Origin of the sequence: Larkinella insperata, from assembly GCF_026248825.1 — a bacterium.
In the GTDB taxonomy this organism is placed as follows: Bacteria; Bacteroidota; Bacteroidia; order Cytophagales; family Spirosomataceae; genus Larkinella; species Larkinella insperata.
On sequence record NZ_CP110973.1, the window covers coordinates 746,602 to 767,636 of the forward strand.

At 53.6% G+C, this 21,035-nt stretch carries 17 protein-coding genes and 1 riboswitch; of the genes, 2 read left to right on the forward strand and 15 right to left on the reverse strand.

The genetic code is table 11. The features are described 5' to 3' along the window. Position 1 precedes the first annotated feature (1 nt). From OQ371_RS02890 to OQ371_RS02930, 9 genes are all read right to left on the reverse strand, one after another. Complete coding sequence (locus OQ371_RS02890; protein ID WP_265992259.1) at positions 2 to 787, reverse strand: M48 family metallopeptidase; 786 nt, start codon at positions 785 to 787, stop codon at positions 2 to 4. Positions 788 to 886: 99 nt separating this feature from the next. Next, on the reverse strand, positions 887 to 2,065 hold the full coding sequence (locus tag OQ371_RS02895; protein ID WP_265992260.1) for an acyltransferase family protein: 1,179 nt from the start codon (positions 2,063 to 2,065) through the stop codon (positions 887 to 889). 150 nt (positions 2,066 to 2,215) lie between these two features. Next, a complete protein-coding gene (locus OQ371_RS02900; protein ID WP_265992261.1) occupies positions 2,216 to 3,112 on the reverse strand; it encodes an SAM hydrolase/SAM-dependent halogenase family protein in 897 nt (298 codons plus the stop codon). A gap of 86 nt (positions 3,113 to 3,198) precedes the next feature. Then, the gene (locus tag OQ371_RS02905) at positions 3,199 to 4,497 is read right to left on the reverse strand and encodes an acetylxylan esterase (protein WP_265992262.1); all 1,299 of its coding nucleotides are present in this window, start codon (positions 4,495 to 4,497) and stop codon (positions 3,199 to 3,201) included. 227 nt (positions 4,498 to 4,724) lie between these two features. Then, on the reverse strand, positions 4,725 to 6,389 hold the full coding sequence (locus OQ371_RS02910; protein ID WP_265992263.1) for a beta-N-acetylhexosaminidase: 1,665 nt from the start codon (positions 6,387 to 6,389) through the stop codon (positions 4,725 to 4,727). Between the two features lie 17 nt (positions 6,390 to 6,406). Continuing rightward, entirely contained in the window at positions 6,407 to 7,546 is a 1,140-nt protein-coding gene (locus tag OQ371_RS02915) for an ROK family protein (protein ID WP_265992264.1), read from the reverse strand. Positions 7,547 to 7,831: 285 nt separating this feature from the next. After that, positions 7,832 to 8,878 (reverse strand): homoserine O-acetyltransferase MetX, encoded by a 1,047-nt coding sequence (gene metX / locus OQ371_RS02920; RefSeq protein WP_265992265.1) that lies wholly within the window; start codon positions 8,876 to 8,878, stop codon positions 7,832 to 7,834. Positions 8,879 to 8,943: 65 nt separating this feature from the next. Continuing rightward, positions 8,944 to 10,248 carry an O-acetylhomoserine aminocarboxypropyltransferase/cysteine synthase family protein gene (locus tag OQ371_RS02925; protein WP_265992266.1) on the reverse strand — a complete coding sequence of 435 codons (1,305 nt, stop codon included), beginning with the start codon at positions 10,246 to 10,248 and terminating at the stop codon, positions 8,944 to 8,946. A gap of 234 nt (positions 10,249 to 10,482) precedes the next feature. Continuing rightward, positions 10,483 to 10,601, reverse strand: a riboswitch (SAM riboswitch). A gap of 252 nt (positions 10,602 to 10,853) precedes the next feature. Next, positions 10,854 to 12,332 carry a Gfo/Idh/MocA family protein gene (locus OQ371_RS02930; RefSeq protein WP_265992267.1) on the reverse strand — a complete coding sequence of 493 codons (1,479 nt, stop codon included), beginning with the start codon at positions 12,330 to 12,332 and terminating at the stop codon, positions 10,854 to 10,856. A gap of 328 nt (positions 12,333 to 12,660) precedes the next feature. Here OQ371_RS02930 and OQ371_RS02935 point away from each other — a divergent pair, with 328 nt between their 5' ends. Both OQ371_RS02935 and OQ371_RS02940 read left to right on the forward strand, forming a co-directional pair. Then, positions 12,661 to 12,987 carry a DciA family protein gene (locus OQ371_RS02935; RefSeq protein ID WP_265992268.1) on the forward strand — a complete coding sequence of 109 codons (327 nt, stop codon included), beginning with the start codon at positions 12,661 to 12,663 and terminating at the stop codon, positions 12,985 to 12,987. 6 nt (positions 12,988 to 12,993) lie between these two features. Continuing rightward, complete coding sequence (locus tag OQ371_RS02940; RefSeq protein ID WP_265992269.1) at positions 12,994 to 13,929, forward strand: S66 peptidase family protein; 936 nt, start codon at positions 12,994 to 12,996, stop codon at positions 13,927 to 13,929. Here the strand turns inward: OQ371_RS02940 and OQ371_RS02945 are convergent. The 6 genes from OQ371_RS02945 to OQ371_RS02970 all read right to left on the reverse strand — a co-directional run bounded on the left by OQ371_RS02945 (position 13,904) and on the right by OQ371_RS02970 (position 21,033). Beyond that, positions 13,904 to 15,283, reverse strand: coding sequence for a DUF4932 domain-containing protein (locus OQ371_RS02945; protein ID WP_265992270.1), 1,380 nt, complete (start codon positions 15,281 to 15,283; stop codon positions 13,904 to 13,906). The two genes, OQ371_RS02940 and OQ371_RS02945, sit on opposite strands and share 26 nt — an antisense overlap. A gap of 97 nt (positions 15,284 to 15,380) precedes the next feature. Next, a complete protein-coding gene (locus OQ371_RS02950; RefSeq protein ID WP_265992271.1) occupies positions 15,381 to 16,109 on the reverse strand; it encodes an esterase family protein in 729 nt (242 codons plus the stop codon). 70 nt (positions 16,110 to 16,179) lie between these two features. Next, complete coding sequence (locus tag OQ371_RS02955; RefSeq protein ID WP_265992272.1) at positions 16,180 to 16,773, reverse strand: SGNH/GDSL hydrolase family protein; 594 nt, start codon at positions 16,771 to 16,773, stop codon at positions 16,180 to 16,182. 154 nt (positions 16,774 to 16,927) lie between these two features. Further along, a complete protein-coding gene (locus OQ371_RS02960; RefSeq protein WP_265992273.1) occupies positions 16,928 to 18,667 on the reverse strand; it encodes a sensor histidine kinase in 1,740 nt (579 codons plus the stop codon). Next, positions 18,664 to 19,791 carry a sensor protein KdpD gene (locus tag OQ371_RS02965; RefSeq protein WP_265992274.1) on the reverse strand — a complete coding sequence of 376 codons (1,128 nt, stop codon included), beginning with the start codon at positions 19,789 to 19,791 and terminating at the stop codon, positions 18,664 to 18,666. The genes OQ371_RS02960 and OQ371_RS02965 overlap by 4 nt, the downstream gene beginning before the upstream one ends. A 108-nt stretch (positions 19,792 to 19,899) precedes the next feature. Next, positions 19,900 to 21,033 carry a porin gene (locus OQ371_RS02970; protein WP_265992275.1) on the reverse strand — a complete coding sequence of 378 codons (1,134 nt, stop codon included), beginning with the start codon at positions 21,031 to 21,033 and terminating at the stop codon, positions 19,900 to 19,902. Between the last annotated feature and the right edge of the window lie 2 nt (positions 21,034 to 21,035).

Sequence of the window (21,035 nt, forward strand, 5' to 3'; positions counted from 1 at the left end):
ATTACTTGGCGCCTTTGTATTTGTCAATCGCTTCCTGAATCCGGGCGATCCGGTTGTCGGGATCGGGGTGGCTGCTCATGAATTCGGAGGGGCGGTTGGGTCCACCGGCGGCCTTCAGGATCTCCATTACGTCGATCATGGCTTCGGGTTTGTAACCACTCTCGACCATCCAGCGTACGCCCAGCTGATCCGATTCAATCTCATCGTCACGGCCGTATTTCAGCCCGATCAGGTTCGCCACGTAGGCGGCAATGGCGGCATTGCGCCCAGGGGCGTCGGGGTCGGAGGTGGCGATGGCTGCGGCTCCGGCCAGCCCCTGCGTGAGTTGCTGTTTGGCCATTTGCTCGGCGGAATGCCGGCCCACCACGTGGGTAATTTCGTGGCCCAGGACGCCCGCCAATTGATCTTCATTCTTCAACTTGTCGAGCAAGGCCGCCGTAATGAAAATCTGCCCGCCCGGCACGGCAAAGGCGTTTACCGTCCGCTCGTCGGCCAACACGTGAAAGTCGAACTGGTAGGGACTGTTTTTAACGCTGGTTGAATTGACAATTTTCTGACCGACGCGCTTTACGGACTGCTGCACTTTTTCGTCGGGGTACAACCCGCCGAATTGCTGAGCCATTTGCGGAGCACTTTCGATACCCAGCCGCACCTCCTGCTCGGGCGTCATGCTGACGTGCTGTTTTTCACCCGTCACCGGGTTTTCTTGGGTATTTGTAAAATAGGTGAACAGGGCCACCAAGGCCATCACCAAACCGATAACAATTTGTGTGACTCGGGAACGCATAGTAGACAGATGAGCGGTTTCTTCAGTAATCGTAGTACTAAACCAATTCTGCGCGAAAAGTTCTTTACTTCTTATTTTTTCGTTCGCGGCTTTACCCGTTCAAGCCGTGACCCTTGGCCTTTTCAGGGCCTTATTTCGCCATTGCTGCTGAAGCGGAATTTCAAAATAGCGATACGACAACCAACTCAGACTAAGTAACACCGTAAAGAAAAGCAGCAAACTCCATGGCGTATTGAAAACCGTATTTGAATACCCCAGCGTTTGAACGACCAACACCGCCACCAGTTGAAGCGGAAAGTGCAGCAGATAGGACGAGTAGCTCAAATCGCCCATAAAGGAGACCCGTTTTCCCAGATGCCCCCGCCTGATTTCCCAAACCACTAGCGCCAGAATGGTCAGCGGAAACAACACTGCTACCATGAAAAAATGGACACCCCGGTCATACAGAAACGCATACCGACTCGCCAGAGAAAAGTGCGCCAGTACAGTCAAGAACAGCGTCTTAAAAACGGGCGTGTGAAATTCCAGCAAGGTGACAAACCACGCCAGCCCGGCGCTTACACCAATGAGTGCACGCCAGGGGCTGTGCATAATTTCCCGGAAATATAACCGGAATATTTTATACAACACCCCACCGATAAAAAAGGAAAACATCCCCCGCGCTACCTGGTAACCCTGATAATAAAAAACCGCGTAACTAATTAAAGCAACCAGCAATAGAATGCCTGTTCTGTCTCGTTGCAGCCAGCATATTCCAAAAAAGACCATGTATAGCATTACTTCAACGGATACCGACCAGACCGGTCCGTTGAACGAAAAGCCTTCGTGGAAACCCCAGTTGGACGCAAAAAACAGTTGCAGTACAAAATGGTAGAGATCATTATTGCGATAAACGAAATAGCAGCCGAAATCGGACCTGTAGAGGGTCTGGAGCAGCAGAACCGTAAGCAGGGTTGCCGCATGAAGGGGATATAACCGGGACAAGCGCAGGATAGAAAAGTCCCGGAGCGCAATCGTACGCGCCCTGATTTTATCCGAATACAGCCAGAAGAAAATAAAGCCCGACAACGTAAAAAACAACTCTACGGCTCTATCCCCAACTTCGTAAAAAAAGTAGAAGATGCTGTAAAGGGGTTGCTGCTCCGGTTCAAAACCGGGACGACTCGAACAGAGGTTGTAGCTATGCCGCCAGTGGTACAGAACCACCGATAAAGCGGCAATTCCCCGTAACACGTCAAGGGAATAAAAACGGGTAGGAATACTGTACTTTTTACTCATTCTACGCTTCTTTCCTGCCCCGAATACCGGGCCGCGAAATTAGCAGAAAATCTTCAATCCGAAAGAATCGCTCTTCTTACTATGCTTGTTATCAACCGAAACCCCACCTTCTTTTACTATATGGCAGAGTACTTTATGCAATTCAGGCAATTATTTCTCCACCTCAACCCGCCAGTCAGGACCGCTGTTCACGTTGTATTTTTCGGCGAAATTGCCCATGTTGACCGCGACAGAAAAGTTAAGCAAACTGTTGAAGTAGGCCACATTTTCTCCCGCCTTCGACTCGCCAAATGTATTGACAAGGGGAAGCCGGTTGTCGAAAACGAGCTGATCCTGGTGGTAAATCCGGACTCGTACGGTTTCGCCGGTTTTGGTGCCCAACTGCCCGAAAAGCTGTTTGGGAATGCTGGTCCAGAGGTTGCCGTATTGCACGTCCAGAACCGGGATGTTTCCTTTCAAAACACCTTTCTCCAAAACCGGCCGCTGGTACGGTAGTTTGGTAACCTCGGCGGGCAGCTCTCTGCCAACCTGCGCGAAGGTGATCATTTTGGCCGCTAACCGGGCTCCCGTGTACGCATACACGTCACGGCCGTGAAACGTGTAGGATTCACTGGAGTTCCGGAGCCGATTGACGGCTTCGTCGATTTCGCGCACCTGCCGGATGCCCAGCTTTTCGGCGATGAGCGTGAGAGTCCCGTTGTCGGGCGTTACAAAATAGTGGCCCGATTGGGTCAGCAACACCACCGATTTTCGTTCCGTACCCACACCGGGATCGCATACCGAGACGAAAACCGTACCTTTGGGGTAATACGGGGCCGTTTGCAAAAGCCGGTAAGCCGCTTCCCAGATGTTGTACGGCGGTATTTCGTGAGTCAAATCAAAAATCCGGAGGTTGGGCGACACCCCCACTGCCACGCCCTTCATGGCCGAAACCGCCCCGTCTTTCGTTCCAAAATCCGATTGAAATACCAATACGCCATTCTGCGCTAACAGCGCCGTTGTTGTTAACCAACCGTAAAACACCAGAAAGACGGTTTTGCGGATCATAGTTTTCAGTACATGTAAGTCCGGAATGATGAAGGATGGGTGGAGGGCCGCATCGTTCCTGACCTATCCTTCATCGTTCCTTTTGGCTACTTGTTTGTTCCCTTTAACTGTTGAATCAGCCAGGCCGTCATGAGTTCGGTTTGCTCGGGATACGTCCAGTGGCCGGTGTCTTCGTACGGTTTCAATTGCTTCGGGGCCGAAATTACGTTGTACGACGCATACATTGAAGTGGGCGGGCAGGTTTCGTCGTTGTAACCCCACGAGTAATAGCCGGGCACTTTAACCTGCCGCGAGAAATTGACGACATCATAATACCCCACGGTTTTGATTTTGGCCGGGGTGTTGTTGAACGCCAGCGCCTTGCCGGTAAACAAGTGCGGCCAGCCACCCGCCCGGCCTTTCAGATACCCCGTCATATCGGCCAGCGCCGGGTAGTACGCGCCGAGCCATTTCACGCGCTTGTCGAGTCCGGCGGTGATGATGGACAACGCCCCGCCCTGGCTCCCGCCCGTAACGGCCAGGTTACTACCGTCATACTGCGGCAAACTGACCAAAAAATCGTTGGCCCGAACGCAGCCCAGGTAAACGCGTTTGTAGTAATACCGGTCACGGTCGTCGAGGTTAAAATTCATGTAACCGCCCAGGGCGCCGGCACTCAGGTTTTGGTAGACCGCCGGGTCGAGGTTGACCGGAATGCCGTGAATCCCGATTTCCAGCGTAATGATTCCTTTTTCCGCATCGGCGATGTTGCCTCCGTACGGCCGAATTCCGGCGCCGGGCACCCGCAGCAACGCCGGGTATTTGCCCTCCTGCTTCGGAACGCACAAAATACCGTAGAGCCGCGAGTTGGCGTAGTTCTGAATATTGACGTGGTAAACGTTGACTTTCTCGGTGCAGCGTTCCGGAAGCAGCATCAGGCGGGCGTCGAGCGGAATCCGGCTGAGTTCGGCTTTGGCGCTATCCCAGAACATCTGAAAATCCGCCGGATTTTCAACGGTCGGTGTAATCTGAAACGGATTGAATCCCGCCGTAGCCAGGTTGCGGTACGTTTTACCGTTGATTTCGGCGGTGGCAATGCAGCGCAGGAAACCCGGTGTTTTCATCGTGCCGCCGTCGACGGTCGTGGTGCCGTTGGTCAGCGTTACGGTTTCCTGTTTGGTCGGGTCCATTTTCTCCGGACCGATTTCGTAACGAACCCTGGCTCCCTTGACCGGGTTGCCGTTCTGTAGCACCGAAATGGTAAACTTAACGGATTCACCGGGGCGGTAGAGCCAGTCGAGGTGATCGGGTGCGACAACAATTTTGATGGGTCGTTCGGCGGGCTGGGCCAGGGCGCAGGCCGTTACAAACAAGTACAGGTAAATCAACAAGGCATTTTTCTTCATGGAGCTCAGGTATCAAATTAATTCCAGGTTTCGCAGCAAAGAAGTCTTCTTACCAGGCAATTCTACTAGTTAACCGGCATCCGTTTTACGAAAAGGCCGTTTATTCGAAAAGCCACGAGCCTTATCATCAAGGATGTAATGCTTACCATTGGCAAGTCAAGACCCTAAAAAACAGCGAAGCCCGGAAGTTAACTTCCGGGCTTCGCCATGACTGAATCAGGGAAGACTTACAGCTTTGCCGTTGAACCGTCGGGTTTTACGTACTCAAAATTAGCGTTGATGGGTGCCCCGCAGTAATTAATTTGCAGCGCATCCAACCGCTTTTTGTGCACTTCCAGACGCTTTTTAAAATCGTCCAGGTTTCGGCGCTCCCGGGGTGTCCAACCGATCTCGGCCATCGCAATCGCCCGCGGAAACATCATGTATTCCAGGTGATGCGGAGTTTTCATGTATTCGGTCCAGACGTTGGCCTGCACCCCGACGATGTGTTTCCGGATGTCGGCCGACAGGCTATCCGGTGCCGGTTCGTACGAATACGTTTTTTCCAGCGGCAACAAACCGCCGATCGAAATGGGCTGCGAGGTTGTTTTGGGGTCGGCCTGGTAATAGTCCAGGTAAAAGTAGGTGGTCGGCGTCATGATGGCATTGTGGCCCAGTTTGGCCGCGGCAATACCGCCGTCAACACCCCGCCAGCTCATCACCGTTGCGTTGGGCGACAAACCGCCTTCCAGGATTTCGTCCCAGCCAATCATTTTGCGGCCTTTCGAGGTAATAAACTTGTCGATGCGCCCAATGAAGTAGCTTTGCAACTCGTGTTCGTCTTTCAGCCCCTGCTTTTTGATGAGGTCCTGGCAAAAACGGCTTGCTTTCCACTGCGTTTTAGGGCATTCGTCCCCGCCGATGTGAATGTACTGGCTCGGAAACAGATCGATCACTTCCGTCAGAACTTCCTGCAGGAATTGAAACGTTTCCTCGCGCGGAAACAACACATCCTCGTGAACACCCCACTTGCCCGTAACCGGCACAATTTTGTCGGCACTGCTGCCCAGTTGCGGATAAGCCGCCAGGATCGCCATGGCATGACCCGGCATTTCGATTTCCGGTATTACCGTGATAAACCGGTCCTGCGCGTAGTTAATCACCTCCCGGATTTGCTCCTGGGTGTAAAAACCACCGTAGGGCGTTTTATCGTACTTGTTGTTCCGGTAATGGCCCAGCATGGTTTCCTGACGGGTTGAGCCGATTTCGGTCAGTTTCGGGTGTTTCTTGATTTCAATCCGCCAGCCCTGATCGTCGGTCAGGTGCCAGTGGAACGTGTTGATTTTGTGCAGGGCAATCTGGTCGATCACTTTCTTAACGGCCGGTACCGGATAAAAATGCCGGGCAACGTCCAGCATAAAACCCCGGTAACCAAAACGGGGCTGGTCTTCAATGGTGCAGCACGGCACCGACCAGTCAACGCCCTGAGCGACGGCAGCGTTAAAGACTGGAGCGGGCATGAGTTGCAACAACGACTGAACGGCGTAGAAAAAACCGTTCGGCTGCTGGGCCGTCAGGGTAATGCGTTTGGGTGTCACGTTCAGAAAATAGCCCTCTTTCTCCAGCTTGGGACTTTGGGCGGTTTCGAAAACGATGCTTCCCCCTTTACCGGTTTTGATCTGGGGCGTCCGGCCGGTGGATCGGGCCAACTGCTCGGCCAGCATCCCGGCAACCCGCCGAACTTCGGCGTCTTCCTTGCCGATGCTGATTACGATCTCGTTCGGCAATTTAAAATTCCCTTGCTTTTCTTCCAGCCGAACGGGCTGAGGGACAAGGGCATAACGAGGAGTCTGCGCTGTGGCAAACTGAATAGTCAGACAAAAAAATACGAAACGGGCAATCAGGATTCTCATTCAGCAAGAGGGATTATCTAGGGAATTTCTTCGTATTCGAGCAGCGACTGTACAACGTAAGCCTGCGTGCCGCAAAGCTTCGCCATTTCGCCCAGACGCGAGACGGTAATGACGAGTTTGTTACGGAAGTCGGCCAGGCAATACTTGTCGATGGCCTGCTCAATCGGGCGGGTAATAAGCCGTTCGGCTTTGGCGACAACGCCGTTGACAATAATCAGTTCAGGATTAAACAGGTGGACGGCGATGGATAACCCTTTGCCCAGCTCACTGCCTACTTCGTTCAGCAGGTCGATGGCCATTTCGTCACCCGCTTTCGCTTTGTTGATGACCATTTCCACGTCGATGTCCTCGAAATTTTCATCGGCCAGCTTCGAAACGCGTCCTTCCTTCAGGCCGTTTTTAACCCGCCGAATCAGCGACGAAGCGGAGGTTAACGTATCCAGGCAACCCACTTTTCCGCACGAACACAGTTCGCCGTCGGCCTGGAGCTGAATGTGACCCAGCTCGCCCGCAAATCCGGCCAGTCCCTGCAGAATTTCACCGTTGTTGATAACGCCCAATCCGACGCCCCAATCGATGTTGATGGACAACACGTGGTTTTTTCCTTTCGCCAGCCCAAACCGGTGTTCGCCCAGAATGGTGGCTTTGGTGTCGTTGATGAGGTAAACCGGCGCGTCAAAACTGGATGCCAGCAATTCCTGCAACGATGCTTCCGGCTGGTTCAGATTTTTGTACGTGTAATTGGTGCCCGTTTTCGGATCGACCAGGCCGGGCAAAGCGCAGCCTACGCCAATGATGTTCAGTTGATTTTCCTGGATTCGGAGGGCGATGGCTTCCAGAGGACCTCTCAGGGCTTCCAGAAAGACAACGGAGTCTTCTAAACGCAAATTTACGTCGATCCGGTCGAGTACCCGGTTTGTCAGATCAAAAACCACCAATTTCACGTCGTGGAGGCTGATATCGATGACCAGAATGGCCTGATTGCCGGCCCGTAGTCCGAATAAAGCGGGTTTTCGGCCATACTGAGCGTTACCGGTGCCGATTTCCTGCACCCAGTTCTCGCTGGAAAGTTCGTCGATCAGCATGGTAATCGAAGGAACACTGGCGTGAAGTGCTTTGGCCAGCTGAGCCAGCGTCTGGGCACCCGAGCTGTACATTTCTTTCAGTATACTGCGCTTTAAACGACTCTTTTTTCTATCAACAACAGATATCGTATAATTTGCCTCCATAAAAGTTAAGGATGGGTATAGGGAACTAGTAGATAAAAAGGTGGTGAAAGATAAGCCTTATATTTTAAAATAATTTACAAATAGCGTTAGACTATTAAATTATTTACAAAATAATAAAGAGGGTTTCGAAAGATCTCTACTGATCGGTTCGAAAGAATATGAATGTAGAAAAAAGCAGGAGAAAAGCCGGAATGCAAAGATATATTTTTCCGGCTACTTTACTTCGCTGTTAACCAGAGCCTTTTGCTCTTCCAGCCAATTACGGATCAGTTGAGTCAGGGGTTTGGTTTCAATCAGAAAACCGTCGTGGCCGTAGAGCGAATCGATTTCTTCATAACGGGCATCGGGAATCAGCCGGGCCAGTGACTTCTGTTCGACCGGCGGAAACAGGATATCGGATTTGATACCCACCGACAGCGTTCGGGCAGCAACCTGTTCGAGCGCCCGGCTGATGCTTCCGCGATTCCGCCCGACGTTGTGCGAATCCATCACTTTTGACAAAATCCAGTAGGTAAAGGCATTAAACCGGTTAGCTAACTTCTCGCCCTGGTACTGCTGGTAGCTGGAGGCCTTGAAATTATCCAGTTGTTCGTTGTTGTCCAGCGCCTGGGTAAATCCGTAGGTATCGTAGTTGCGGTAGGAGATCATGGCCATGGCCCGGGCCGCTTTCATGCCGGCCCGACCCGCATCATCCCGGCTTTCAGACCAGGTTGGATCCGCGCTGATGGCCATGCGTTGTGATTCGTTAAAGGCAACTCCCCAGGGCGACATCACGGCGTTGGTGGCAATCAGAATGAGATTCTGAATCACTTCCGGTTGCTGAATGGCCCATTCCAGCGCCTGCTGCCCGCCCAGCGAACCGCCGATGCAGGTGTGAATTTTTTCAATACCCAACTCCTGACGCAGCAAATCCAGCGCCCTTACAATGTCGTGGATTGTCACGAGCGGGAAGTCGTGATAGAATGGCTGACCCGTTAACGGATTGATCGACAGCGGACCGGTTGATCCGTAGCAGGAACCCAACACATTGGCGCAGATGATAAACTGGTGCGCCGGGTCGTAGAACTTACCCGGGCCAATCATGCCGTCCCACCAGTCGCCCGGATCAGCACTCCCTGTTAGGGCATGACAAACCCAGACAACATTGGAACGATCACTGTTCAGGGTTCCACGCGTCGTATACGCCAGCCGAAAGCCCGGTAAGGCCGCGCCCGATTCCAGGGCAAACGTGTATTTGTAGTCGAAAAATCGGGTTTCCAATCGAAAAAAGAATTTCAGGTTGCAGGCACCGGCCAATCCGATTCCTGCAACCCGTTTACTGTTTGTTAAGCACCAATGGCCGCAAAAGCCTGTTCGAGATCCGCTTTGATATCGTCGATGTGTTCGGTTCCCACCGACAAACGCAACTGGCCCGGTTGCACCCCGGCACTGACCTGCTCTTCGTTGGTCAATTGCTGGTGGGTGGTGGCCGCCGGGTGGATGATCAGCGTTTTGGCGTCACCCACGTTGGCCAGGTGGCTGATCATTTTCAGGCTATCAATAAATTTATCGGCGGCTTCCTTACCGGCCCTCAGCTTGAACGTCAGTACACCCCCGAAACCCCGCTTGAGGTATTTCTGGGCGCGCGCGTGGTACGGGCTGCTTTCCAGACCCGGGTAGAACACTTTTTCGACCTGCTCGTGCTGCTCCAGCCACTGCGCAATTGCCAGGGCGTTCTGAACGGTCCGGTCAACGCGCAGCGACAGCGTTTCGAGTCCCTGCAGGAACAAAAATGAGTTGAACGGACTCAGGGCCGGTCCCCAGTCGCGCAGCCCCTCAACGCGGGCGCGGATGATAAACTGGATGTTGCCAAACGGCCCGCCAATCCCGAATACATCGTTGAACACCAGGCCGTGGTAGCCTTCGGCGGGTTCGGTAAACTGCGGAAACTTGCCGTTACCCCAGTTGTAATTACCGCTATCGACAATGACGCCCCCGATGCTCGTGCCGTGGCCGCCAATCCATTTCGTAGCCGATTCTACCACCACAGCCGCGCCGTGCTCGATCGGGCGGAACAGGTATCCTCCCGCGCCAAACGTGTTGTCCACGATGAGGGGTAGATCGTATTTCTGGGCCAGGGCCGCGAAGGCTTCAAAATCCGGGATATTGAACTCCGGGTTGCCGATGGTTTCCAGGTAAATCGCTTTTGTTTTTTCGTCGATCCGCTTTTCGAAACTTTCCACCTTGTCGCCGTCGGCAAAGCGGGCTTCAATGCCCAGGCGTTTGAACGACACTTTGAACTGGTTATAGGTGCCGCCGTAGAGGTAAGAAGTCGTTACAAAATTGTCACCGACGCTCAGGATGTTGTTCAGCGCTACAAACTGTGCCGCCTGCCCCGACGCCACCGCCAGAGCCGCCACCCCGCCTTCCAGAGCCGCAATCCGCTTCTCGAAAACGTCGGTGGTGGGGTTCATGATCCGGGTATAGATGTTGCCAAATTGCTGCAAAGCAAACAGTTTGGCTCCGTGTTCGGCGTTATCGAACACGTAAGAAGACGTTTGATATATGGGTACCGCCCGGGACTTGGTGGTGGGGTCGGGTTCCTGCCCGGCGTGGAGTTGCAGCGTTTCAAAATGCAATGGTGTTGACATGCGATTGATGCGTATGAATGTGAGGAAGTTTAAATGTGTTTAGGAATTCGCACGGACCGTCAAACTACAGTCCGATCGGGAATGCACAACTGACAATGATGCTCAATTCGGGTAGAATCAAACATCAGGCAGTCCATAGCCGATAGCCTCTCCCGGTTGTCGGTTCGCTTGAAGTGTGTGAGATTAGTAGCCCGCTGGGGGGCATACAGCACCGGATGTTGATCATATTGGTTCGATTTATATCTCCTATCGAACTCACCGGAGCGAATTCGTAGGCGGGATGTAGCACCTTGCCGCGCGGCAGGTTGCCAGAGGTTCACCGAGCCCGGTCTCTTGCCTCTTCTTTATAAATCAAGCGCAACAGAAAACTGCTGCAACGATTCGAGGTCCGAATCGAGTTGAGAACTTGATTTGAGCCGCAAGTATAGTGAACGGAGTCCGTTGCTGCAAATTTTTTGGAACGAAACCACAAGAAGGCTCCGGAATGTCTACGGTCCCATTCAACAGAAAACCTCCCGCCTTGTAGCCATTGTCTACAAAACAGGAGGTTTCTTATTGAACAACGCTCCCCCAATAAAGCCGGAACTGAGCGGCTATCGGTTTTCTTACATCGACAGCTTCCAGCCCTCACGGTATTGCCGCGATACAAACTGGTTGGCCTCGTCGAAGTTGGTAATTTTCATGTTCTTACCGTCCCACAACAGACGCTGACGACCGGGGTAGTCGAAGCCCTTGCCGTCGGCTTTGGGCGTCCGGAGCATGTAGCTGCGAATAGCTAGGTTACCCATCAATACCGACTCAGTCAGCGGGCCAGCGAAGTCGAACGACGACGTCAGGGCTTTGTGTTCCTTGCTGTTGAAACCGGCTTTGCAGGCTTCAGTCCACAGAATCTGGTGACCATTTTCTGGCCAGGGTTTGCCGTCAACGGGTTTTGGTTTCGCCGGCGCTTCCTGTTTTTTACCGTCTTTGGTGTACAGTTTCGGATCGTCGCCGTACATGCCGCAGGCAATCAAGCCTTTATCTCCGATCATGAACATACCGTTTTCGCCCCCTTCCGGATACGCTTCACCGACGGGCAGGAAGTCGGGCCGGAACGGACGAATACCGCCGTCGGACCAAACCAGTTTCACGTCCGATTTATTCTTAGACGAAGCCGGGAATTTCAATTCGACGTGCGATGCGGGCGGGCAGCCTTCGGGGTTATATTCCGCCGTCCAGTCTTTCAGGAACACCGAACTGATGCTGCTTTCTACTTCGGTCGGATAACCCAGCCCCAGCACGCGGAACGGAATATCCATGATGTGGCAACCGATGTCACCCAGCGCACCCGCGCCGAAGTTCCACCAGCCCCGCCATTTGAACGGGTGATAAGCCGGAGTATAGCCCACTTTCTGCGCGGGTCCGAGCCACAGATCCCAGTCCAGATCCGCTGATGGTTCGCCAGCGGGTTGCGGTACCGGAATGCCCTGCGGCCACACGGGGCGGTTGGTCCAGATCTGAATTTCGTGGACTTTCCCGATCAGTCCTTTGTCGAACCACTCAACCATTGTTTTCTGCTGCGGATTCGAAGAACCCTGGTTTCCCATCTGCGTCACCACCTTGTATTTGCGGGCGGCTTCGGTCAGCATGCGGGCTTCGTGGATGTTGTGCGTCAGCGGTTTCTGTACGTAGACGTGCTTACCCCGCTGCATGGCGGCCATCGCCACCACGGCGTGCGTATGGTCGGCGGTCGAAACCGTTACGGCATCGATGGTTTTGCCTTCTTTATCGAGCATCTCCCGGAAGTCTTTGTAGCGCTTCGCGTTGGCATGCTTCGTAAAATTTTCCTTCACACGGGGCAATCCCCAGTCCACGTCGCACAGCGCGACAACGTTGTTGGCTCCGTTGTTGAAAGAATTATTGATATCACTGGAACCTTTACCCCCAAAGCCGACAGCGGCCAGATTCAGTTTATCGCTCGGTGCAATGAAACCTTTTCCGCCCAGAACATGGCGCGGCACGATGAAGAAACTGCCAGCGGCTAGCGCCCCGGCCTGAATAAATTTGCGACGCGATGGTTGCGACGGTTTTTCGGAAGATTGCATAAATCAGATAAGGACTATAGGTAAATCAATACAAATAAAGCTCAAAATAGGGAAGATCTACCGGAAAAAACGAATCCTTTGGTTAGCTTTTCGTGATTTTTTATTGGCGACCGTCCCAACCTTTTCTTTTCGCAGGTAAAACGGATTCTTTTTCCTCTTAGATGCCGTTGACAATCAAAATCTTTCGGTCCTATAAACGCAACCTGCCGGATGCGGGCGGGGCTCATCACCGGTAGATCAACCCCACCCGCATCCGGAAAATTTTTCCCGAACCGGCTTGCCAATGCTTCGGGTGGTTCGTTACCTTTGTGTTAAGACACCGTTTCGTATGGCCCAATATTATCGTTTTGACAAAGAAAACGCGTCCCGGCGCGCCGGAACCGTTGCCCTGAAAGATGCCATCGGCCAGATGTTGAAATCGTATCAACTCCAGACCCGGTTCAACGAAACATACCTCGAAGCTTTCTGGGAGAAGATGATGGGTAAAGGGATTGCCTCCCGCACCAACCGGCTCTACGTCCGCGACCGCGTCCTGCACATTGAGATCAATTCCGCTCCGCTCCGCAGTGAACTGGTAATTGCCAAGCAGAAAATGATTCAGCTTATCAACCGCGAAATGGGCACCGACGTGCTCGATGATGTCATTTTTATCTGATTTAGTTTGATACGTCCCCCCTTCCTACAACCCGGCCAGCAAGTCGGCCTGATGGCAATGGCCAGCCGTCTGGATTACGAAACCCTTAGACCGTCCCTCCGGATTTTGCGCGATGAATGGCAACTGGAAGTCGTGGAAGGCGAATCCCTCCAGAGCAGTCACTACCAGTTTGCGGGCGACGATTTTGTCCGTGGGCGCGACCTGCAACAGATGCTCGATAACCCCGATATCCGGGCTGTTTTTTCGGCCCGAGGGGGCTACGGCAGTTACCGAATCCTCGACCAGCTTGATTTTACCCAGTTTCTGAAAGCACCCAAGTGGATCATCGGTTTCAGCGACATTACCGTTCTGCACTGCCACCTGCACCGGATGGGCGTTCAAAGCCTGCACGCCATCATGCCCAAACTCTTCGGTACCGAAGGTGCTGAGGAGTCCATCGAAACCCTGCGCCGGCTGCTCTTCGGCGAACCGGTCGATCCGTATACGAGCCCAGCCGATTCGCTCAACCGCCCCGGCACGGCCAGCGGTCAACTCGTGGGCGGCAACCTGACGCTCCTGACCCACACGCTCTGCACGCCTTCCGACGTTGATCTGAGCGGCAAAATCCTGTTTATTGAAGACATCGACGAAACGCTGTATTCCGTCGACCGCATGATGATTCAGTTCCGGCGCTCCGGCCGACTGGCGGGCCTGGCGGGCCTGGTGGTGGGGCAGTTCAGCGAAATGCGCATCAACGAATCGGCGCCGTTTGGCAAAACCGTCAATGAAATCATTGCTGAGCAGGTGGCCGGTTTCGACTTTCCGGTTTGCTTTAATTTCCCCGTCGGTCACGTTCCCCGCAACCTGGCGATGCCCGTAGGCCGGGTGGCGCAGCTTGAGGTAACCGAAGCCGGCAGCCGCTTGCTTTTCGGAGAAACTACTGCCGGGCCACCCAGGCAATAATGGCCGGATACAGATCCGCAACGGTTTGGCCGGGTTGACGGGTCTGGTAAAGCCGCAGCAGTTCCTGGTCGAACTCCCGGAATCGCTTGAACCCCCGGTTGGTCACCATGTTGTTTTCAAGTCCGGCTTTGATTTTTTCAAAGTCATCTTTCCCAAAAACGTCGGCGTAAAACAGCGTAACCAGGCCGTAATTCATGTACTCTTCAAAGCAGGAAAGCGGATTGTTGTAGTTGGCCGACGGTTTACCCGGCGTAATCCAGTCCGATAGCTCTTTGTAGGCCAGTACGATTTCCTTGTTGTAGCGATCGGCTTCCGGGTTCAGGTAGGTGTGGTTGATCTCCGTAAACGCAATCATCATCCGATCGGCTTTGACCAGGGGCGCGGGCATTTCTTTCAGTTTATTGTTCACAAACGGAAAATTAACGTGAGCCTGCGCTTCCTTAAACCCGTTGTCCTCGAACTGATTGGCCGACTGGTTCCAACCCACCAGGGGCGTAAAGATCACCTTTATGGCCGCGTATTGCGTCCGGGGAAATTGCTTTTCCAACCAGCTTTTCATGCTGGACACATCAACATTCTTTTGATAATCAGCCACGAGGCTCTTGTAATAATCCGCGTGCTGCTGATAAAACCGCCGGAAGCCTGCTTTTTTCGAAAAGTCGTCCAGCAACTTAATATACGGAGCGAGTTCATTGACTTCTCCCCAGCTCACCCGGTCGTAAACGGCCCCCTTCTGAATAGTGTCGCCCGCAAACTGATAGGCATACGCGTCCATTTTCAAAGGATAGTAATTGCCGTCGGACTGCTTCAGCAGCGAATCGATGGTCCGAACGGCGGGGTGGTTTCGGTGCGGGGAAAAGTGGTCCATGACAGCCCGGTAATAATCTGTCCCTTTGTAAATCGCTTCGGTTTTGCCGTAATCGGTCAGGGCAAAAACGACATTGACCAGTTCGTAGACTTCCGGAATCTGAATAATGGTCTTATTCTGGTTCTCCTTTTTATAGGCGTCGCTGAAAACAGCTGCTTTCACCAGCTTGTGCGCCGTAAACGAAGCCGTTATGGTATCGCCTTTGGCTTGCCGAATGACCCGAATAACCGTTTGTTGCCCCTGCCGCAGGGTTAGGCTAACCGAATCCTGCTCGGAAACCAGTTGCAGAGGCACGGTTTCCGGTTCGATACCAAAACTGTGCTGAAAGGTATTAGGCAGTTCGTTGATGCCGTTGAAATTGCCCCGCTCGTTGTTTACGTACAGGATCAGGCTGTTTGTCTTTGTACGGATAATCGGCGGCTTGTGCTGGGCAACTACCTGAGTGATTCCCGATAAAAGAAGGAGCACGGTAACAAAAGGTTTCATAGGGCGTCGGTCATGATTAACCAAGTATAAAGAAACGGTCTGGCTATTCAAAAACTGGGCGCACCGGAAAACGGCCGTGCGGTGTTGGGCGGTAACGCTACAGATAAATTTTGACCATCTCCTGCCAGTCGGCGGCCTGATGAGCCCGGCCCTCCCAGATGTAGAGATCGTGCGGAATCTGTTTTTCGGCCAGAGTTGCGCTCAACGCCTGGTTGTTTTCAAGAAACGGGTCTTCCCGGCCGATGGCAAGCAGAAAATGCATCCGGCGAAGCAGGGCCAGCGTACATTCGTCGTGCAGATTGGGCAGAAAATGCGACGGGGTGTTGTAGTAGATGGTTTCGTCGTAGTACGAATCGAACAGCCCCCGGAAGAATTCAACCGGGGTCGACAGATCGTACCGACCACTCAGAGCAACCACTTTCCCAAACCATTGGGGATGCCGTAGGGCAATATTGACGGCGTGGTAGGCGCCAAAACTGCACCCGAGCGCAATCATGTACGGCTGCGGATTTTTCAGGCGGGTGAAAGGCAGCACCTCTTCCAGAATATACTCTTCATAGCACAAGTGCCGCTGAACCCGTTCGTGCGGGGGGATTTCTTTGCTGTACAGGCTGTCGGCATCGATGCTGTCGACGCAGAACAATTGCAGGTGGCCGCTCTCTAATTTATCCGCCAGCGCTTCAACCAGACCGAAATTCTCGAAGTCAAAAAACCGTCCCCGGCGAGTTGGAAAAACCAATACCCGCGCACCGGCGTGGCCAAAAACCAACAGTTCCATGTCCCGCTCCAGACGCCGACTAAACCATTTGTGGTATTCCCGATGCATATCAACCCCGTTGTGTTAGCAATATGCACAGTTTTGGGGTACCGAAATAACTTACCGCTTAAAGGATTTGTTAAAAAATCTGGGGGTGCTGCTGTAAAATCTGCTGCCACAGGGCATACCCTTTCGGACTCAGGTGCAAGCCGTCTTTTTCAAACAACTCCCAGCGCGGGTGGCCTTTGCTGTCGAGCATCGACGTAAAAACGTCTACGTAGTGGTAGGTGGGCAACTCCTCAATTTTTTGCCGGATCAGGTCATTGGCGAGCCGAATGCGGTCGATGATGTACCAGCGGGCCGGGCTGGGCTTGATGGACACAAACGTGAAGGGAACCTCAGGAAGATGCTGCTGCATTTTCGTAACCAACGCGCTGAAAAACAGAAACACTTCTTCCGAAAACCGTCCGTCGCCCAGATCATTGTCACCGGCGTAGAAAATCAGTGAACGAGGTTGGGTCGGGATGACCAGCCGTTCAAAAAACCAGTCGCAGGCCGCCAGTGTCGAGCCGCCAAAACCGATGTTCAGTACTTTTTTGTCCGAAAAGTCACGCTCTAGAGTATTCCATAGCCGGATGGTTGAACTGCCGTAAAAAACGGTGCGGCCGGTCAGATCGGCGGTGGACTGAATCTTTTTTTCGAGTTGCTGAACTTCCTCTTCGTACCAAGTCATGCGTATTGTGTGATGATTCCGACAAAGGTACGTACCCGTAGACGTTTGTCCGTGTTTTAATTTTTTATTCAACGGAGAAGCATCCGGGCGCAAAATCAGCCTCCCGGCACCCGGCTGTACTGCGCTTGGCGCTCATCATAAAGTCCGTTGTGCGTCAGGCAATGGCCAGCCGGAAGTAGAAAGCGGCCCCCGGCTCAATGCCGTCTTTCAGACCAATTTCACCGCCCATCGACTGAATAAACTCTTTGGAGATGGCCAGCCCCAGCCCCGTCCCCCCCGACTGCCCGTTAGGCCCCGGCGCGCGGAAATACCGTTCGAAAACCCGGGCCCGGTGTTCCGGACGCAGCCCCGGGCCGTAATCCCGCACCGTAAACTCCACCTGGTTGCCAAGCTGCCGAGCCGCAATATCGACGGTATTTTCTTCCGGACTGTGCCGCACGGCGTTTGACAGCAGATTGACCAGCACCCAGGTCGCCTTATCGGGATCGGCTTTGATGGCGGGTAGCTCCTCCAGGCCCGAAACCGCGAACCGGATGTGCCGCTGACTAGCCGCCACTTCCAGGGCCTTCGTCGCGTACTGCACCAAATCCGCGGGACTCACGGCCTTGATCGTCAGTTGAATCTGTCCGGATTCCACCTGCGCCATGTTCAGCAGTTCGCCGGTGATGTTCAGCAGCCGGTCGGCGTCGTTGCGCACGTGACCAACCAGTTCCTTCTGTTCTTCGTTCAACGCGCCAATTCGCTGGTCGTCCAGCAACTTCAAACTCATTTTGATGGCGGAAATGGGTGTTTTCAACTCGTGCGAAACCGTGGCGATGAAGTTCGTTTTGGCCAGATCGCGCTCCTGATACGCCGTGATGTTTTCCAGCACAATCACCCACCCGGCGGCCACCGGCTGCTCTTCGCCCGTGCGGGTCAGCGTCACTACGTGGGTCTGGCGGTTAAAGTAGCTTTCTTTGCCTTCATCGTAGATTTTGAGCAGTTTACGATCAGTCTCCGGCTCCGTTTTCGCATCCGTCAGGTTCTGAAGCAGCGTCCGGAGCAAGTCGTTGGTCAGCGCCACATCCGGGGCATACCGCCCGACCAGTTCGGCTTCATCGACCCCCAGCAACCGGCTGGCGACCGGATTGACAAACCGGATGTTCTTTTTCTCATCCAGACCGATAATGCCGTTGTCCATCAACTGGATGAGCGTGTCGATGCGTTTTTTCTCAAACAACACGTCGGCCAGTTGTGTATGCTCGTACTCGTCCAGCTTGTGGGCCATCGAGTTAAACGCCCGCGCCAGTTCACCAAATTCGTCGTTCGACCGGAAATGCAGCCGTTCTTCGAAGTTGCGGCTGGCCACTTCCTGGATCCCGCGGGTCAGCTCCCGCAGCGGGTTGGCGATGTAACCGGGAAAGTTGATGATGAACGAAAAGAGAATTAGAAAACAGACCGTACCCGTCACCACCAGCCAGAGCAGGGCATCGTTGGCGGTTTGCTCGGCCACGTTGTTTTTGCGAAACATGGCCTGTTGGTTTATCTCGCCCAGTTGCAGCAGATTCTGCCCGATGCGGGCCAGCGTCAGCGAGTCGTTGGGGTTTCCCGATCGAAGCCGGCCAAAATCCACCCGAATGGCCTCGGCCAGCTCCTCTTCGCCTTCTTCCGTCAGGTTTATTTCCTGCTGGCGGAGCGCCTGATCAAAGCTTTTCAGGGCGTTCGGGTCGGTATTACGCGTCAGCAACGCCTTCTGCATACGCCCCACGAACTGCAACGAGGTGTAATTGTCTTTCAGGATGGCCTGCGAATCGTCGGCCAGCTGGTTCAGGTAATACATTCCCGAGCCGCCCAGCAACAGCAGAACGGCAAACAGAAAGACCAGGGCCAGCGATATTTTTAACTTGATGGTCATGACAGAATTACTAAGTCAATGTCCGATTCCGATAACTTGTTCAGCAGCCGGTTGAAGGCATTGGTCCGCCAGATTACCTGTAGCAGGTTAAAATGCGGCTTGCCGATGCAAACGGTTGTGATCTTGCGTTTCTCACATTCCTCAACCAGCGCGTTAAAGATACTCCGGTTTTTAACCTGAATCACTTCCGCGCCCAGTTCGGTGGCCAGTTTTAAGTTGTTGATCAAATGCCGCTGCACTTCCAGTTTGATACGGTTGGGATCTTCGGCGGGCGTCTGCACGTACAGCACAAACCAGCGGGCCTGGTAGTAAGCCGCCAGCCGGGCGGTTTTGCGGATCAGCTTCCGACCCACAACGTAATTGCTGCTGATCGACGCCATCAGCCGTTCGTGTTTGAACTGCGTGTTGACCGGCAGCATCGTTTCGACCTTTCGCTCTACGGCCGTGGCCACTTCCTTGAGCGCCAGTTCGCGCAGTTGCAGAATTTTGTCGGCCTGAAAAAAATTGCGCAGGGCCATTTCGACCTTGGCGGGCTCGTAGATCTTCCCTTCTTTCAGTCGCGTAATGAGCTCATCGGCGGGCAAATCAATGTTCACCACCTCGTCGGCCGCCTGCAACACCCGGTCGGGCACGCGCTCGCCCACCTCGATTCCGGTAATGTCGTGTACTTCTTCGTACAGGCTTTCAATGTGCTGAATGTTGACGGCGCTGACCACGTTGATGCCCGCATCCAGAATATCGAACACATCCTGCCAGCGCTTTTCATTTTTGGAACCCGGCACGTTGGTATGCGCCAGCTCATCGACAATCACCAGTTCGGGGTGGCCGTTGAGGATGGCCTGCAAGTCCATTTCCTCCAGCTCGCGTCCCCGGTAAAACAGCTTCCGGCGGGCAATGAGGGGCAATCCGTCGATCAGGGCGTGGGTTTCGGCCCGGTTGTGCGTTTCCACAAACCCGATTTTCACGTCGATACCGCCCCGCAGCAGCACGTGCGCTTCCTGCAACATCCGGTAAGTTTTGCCCACCCCCGCACTCATGCCGATGTAAATTTTGAACTTTCCCCGGCGCGACTCCTGGATGAGTCGGAGAAAATGCTCGGCCGATTGATCGCGACTGTTTTCCATGTTTGTTGGAGCGGTGAGAAGATAGACAAAAGAGTGTAGACAGGAGAATATTGACCCTGATCTAGCTGGATTCATCTTTTCTCTTTTGTCTATCTTCTCTTGTCTGCGTTAAAAACTGATTGCCAACGAGGTCGTCAGTGCATTGTTCGTCCGGCGGGCCGGGCCCGTTGCGGTTTCGGCGAAAATGGCGTCCTTGCTGCTGAATCCGCGGTATTCAATGCGCCAGACGGCCGAGGGGAAAATGGCGTAATCGTAGTTGATGGAGTAGCCCCAGGTTTTGAAACCGTTGGCACTGCCGGTGCTGATGATCACGCCATCTTTGTCATCATAGTATTCAACGCGTCCGGCAACATAGCTTCTTGAACTGGTGGCATACCGGGCAATGACCACCGGCGTGTACCAGACGTAACTCCCCGTGCCAAGGCGTTGTCCTCCGCGGGTCAGCGGTTTGCGGTCGGCCCCGATGTCGAAGCCCAGCGTTACGCCAAACTTGTCGGTGGGGTTGATGATGGCGTAGAAATTATTGTAAAACCGGGTTTGCTTCAGGGAATCCGGGCGGTCGGAACCCAGGAATGTGCTCCAGTTGAGCGTAAGGGCAGAACCGGTTTTGTACTGCACCTGCGTACTCAGCGACGGTTTGGTGTAACCCGGCAGACGGTTGATTCGCTGCCAGCCGTTGAGCACCGAACCCAGCAGCGTCCATTTGCCGTTGGGTGTATTATAAGTCAGCTTGGCCCCGGCCAGGTAATACGGTGAATTTTCGGCCACCAGGCTGCGGGTCAGCGTCCAGCAATCTTTCGAGATGGCGCTTTCAAAACCGATGTGGGAGGTAAAAACCCCGGCGTCCAGCCATAAATCACGGTTTTTGGAAAGTTTAACCCCAGCATTCGCTTCGTAAATATTCCGCAGCAGCGGTTGTTCGGCGGCATAATTGTATTGGGCGTACGTGCCTACCTGAATAGCCAGATTGCCGCGCAGCCGTTCGCCCGCGTAAGCCGCTTTGAGAAACGCCAGATTCACGTTGACTTCCCGATTGCGCTTGTGGTTGTAGAGAAATCCGGGGCGCTCCTGTGCGTTGGGCTGGTCAAAATCCTGCCCATAATAGAGCTCCGCGTACCCCGAAAAGGTTAATTTGGGCGCGGGCGCAGCCGCTGAATCCGTTGGTGGTGTGGTTGATTGGGCCACTAGGCTGCCTGTATTCAAAAGCAATCCAATAAATGTACTTACTAACGTTTTTTTCATGG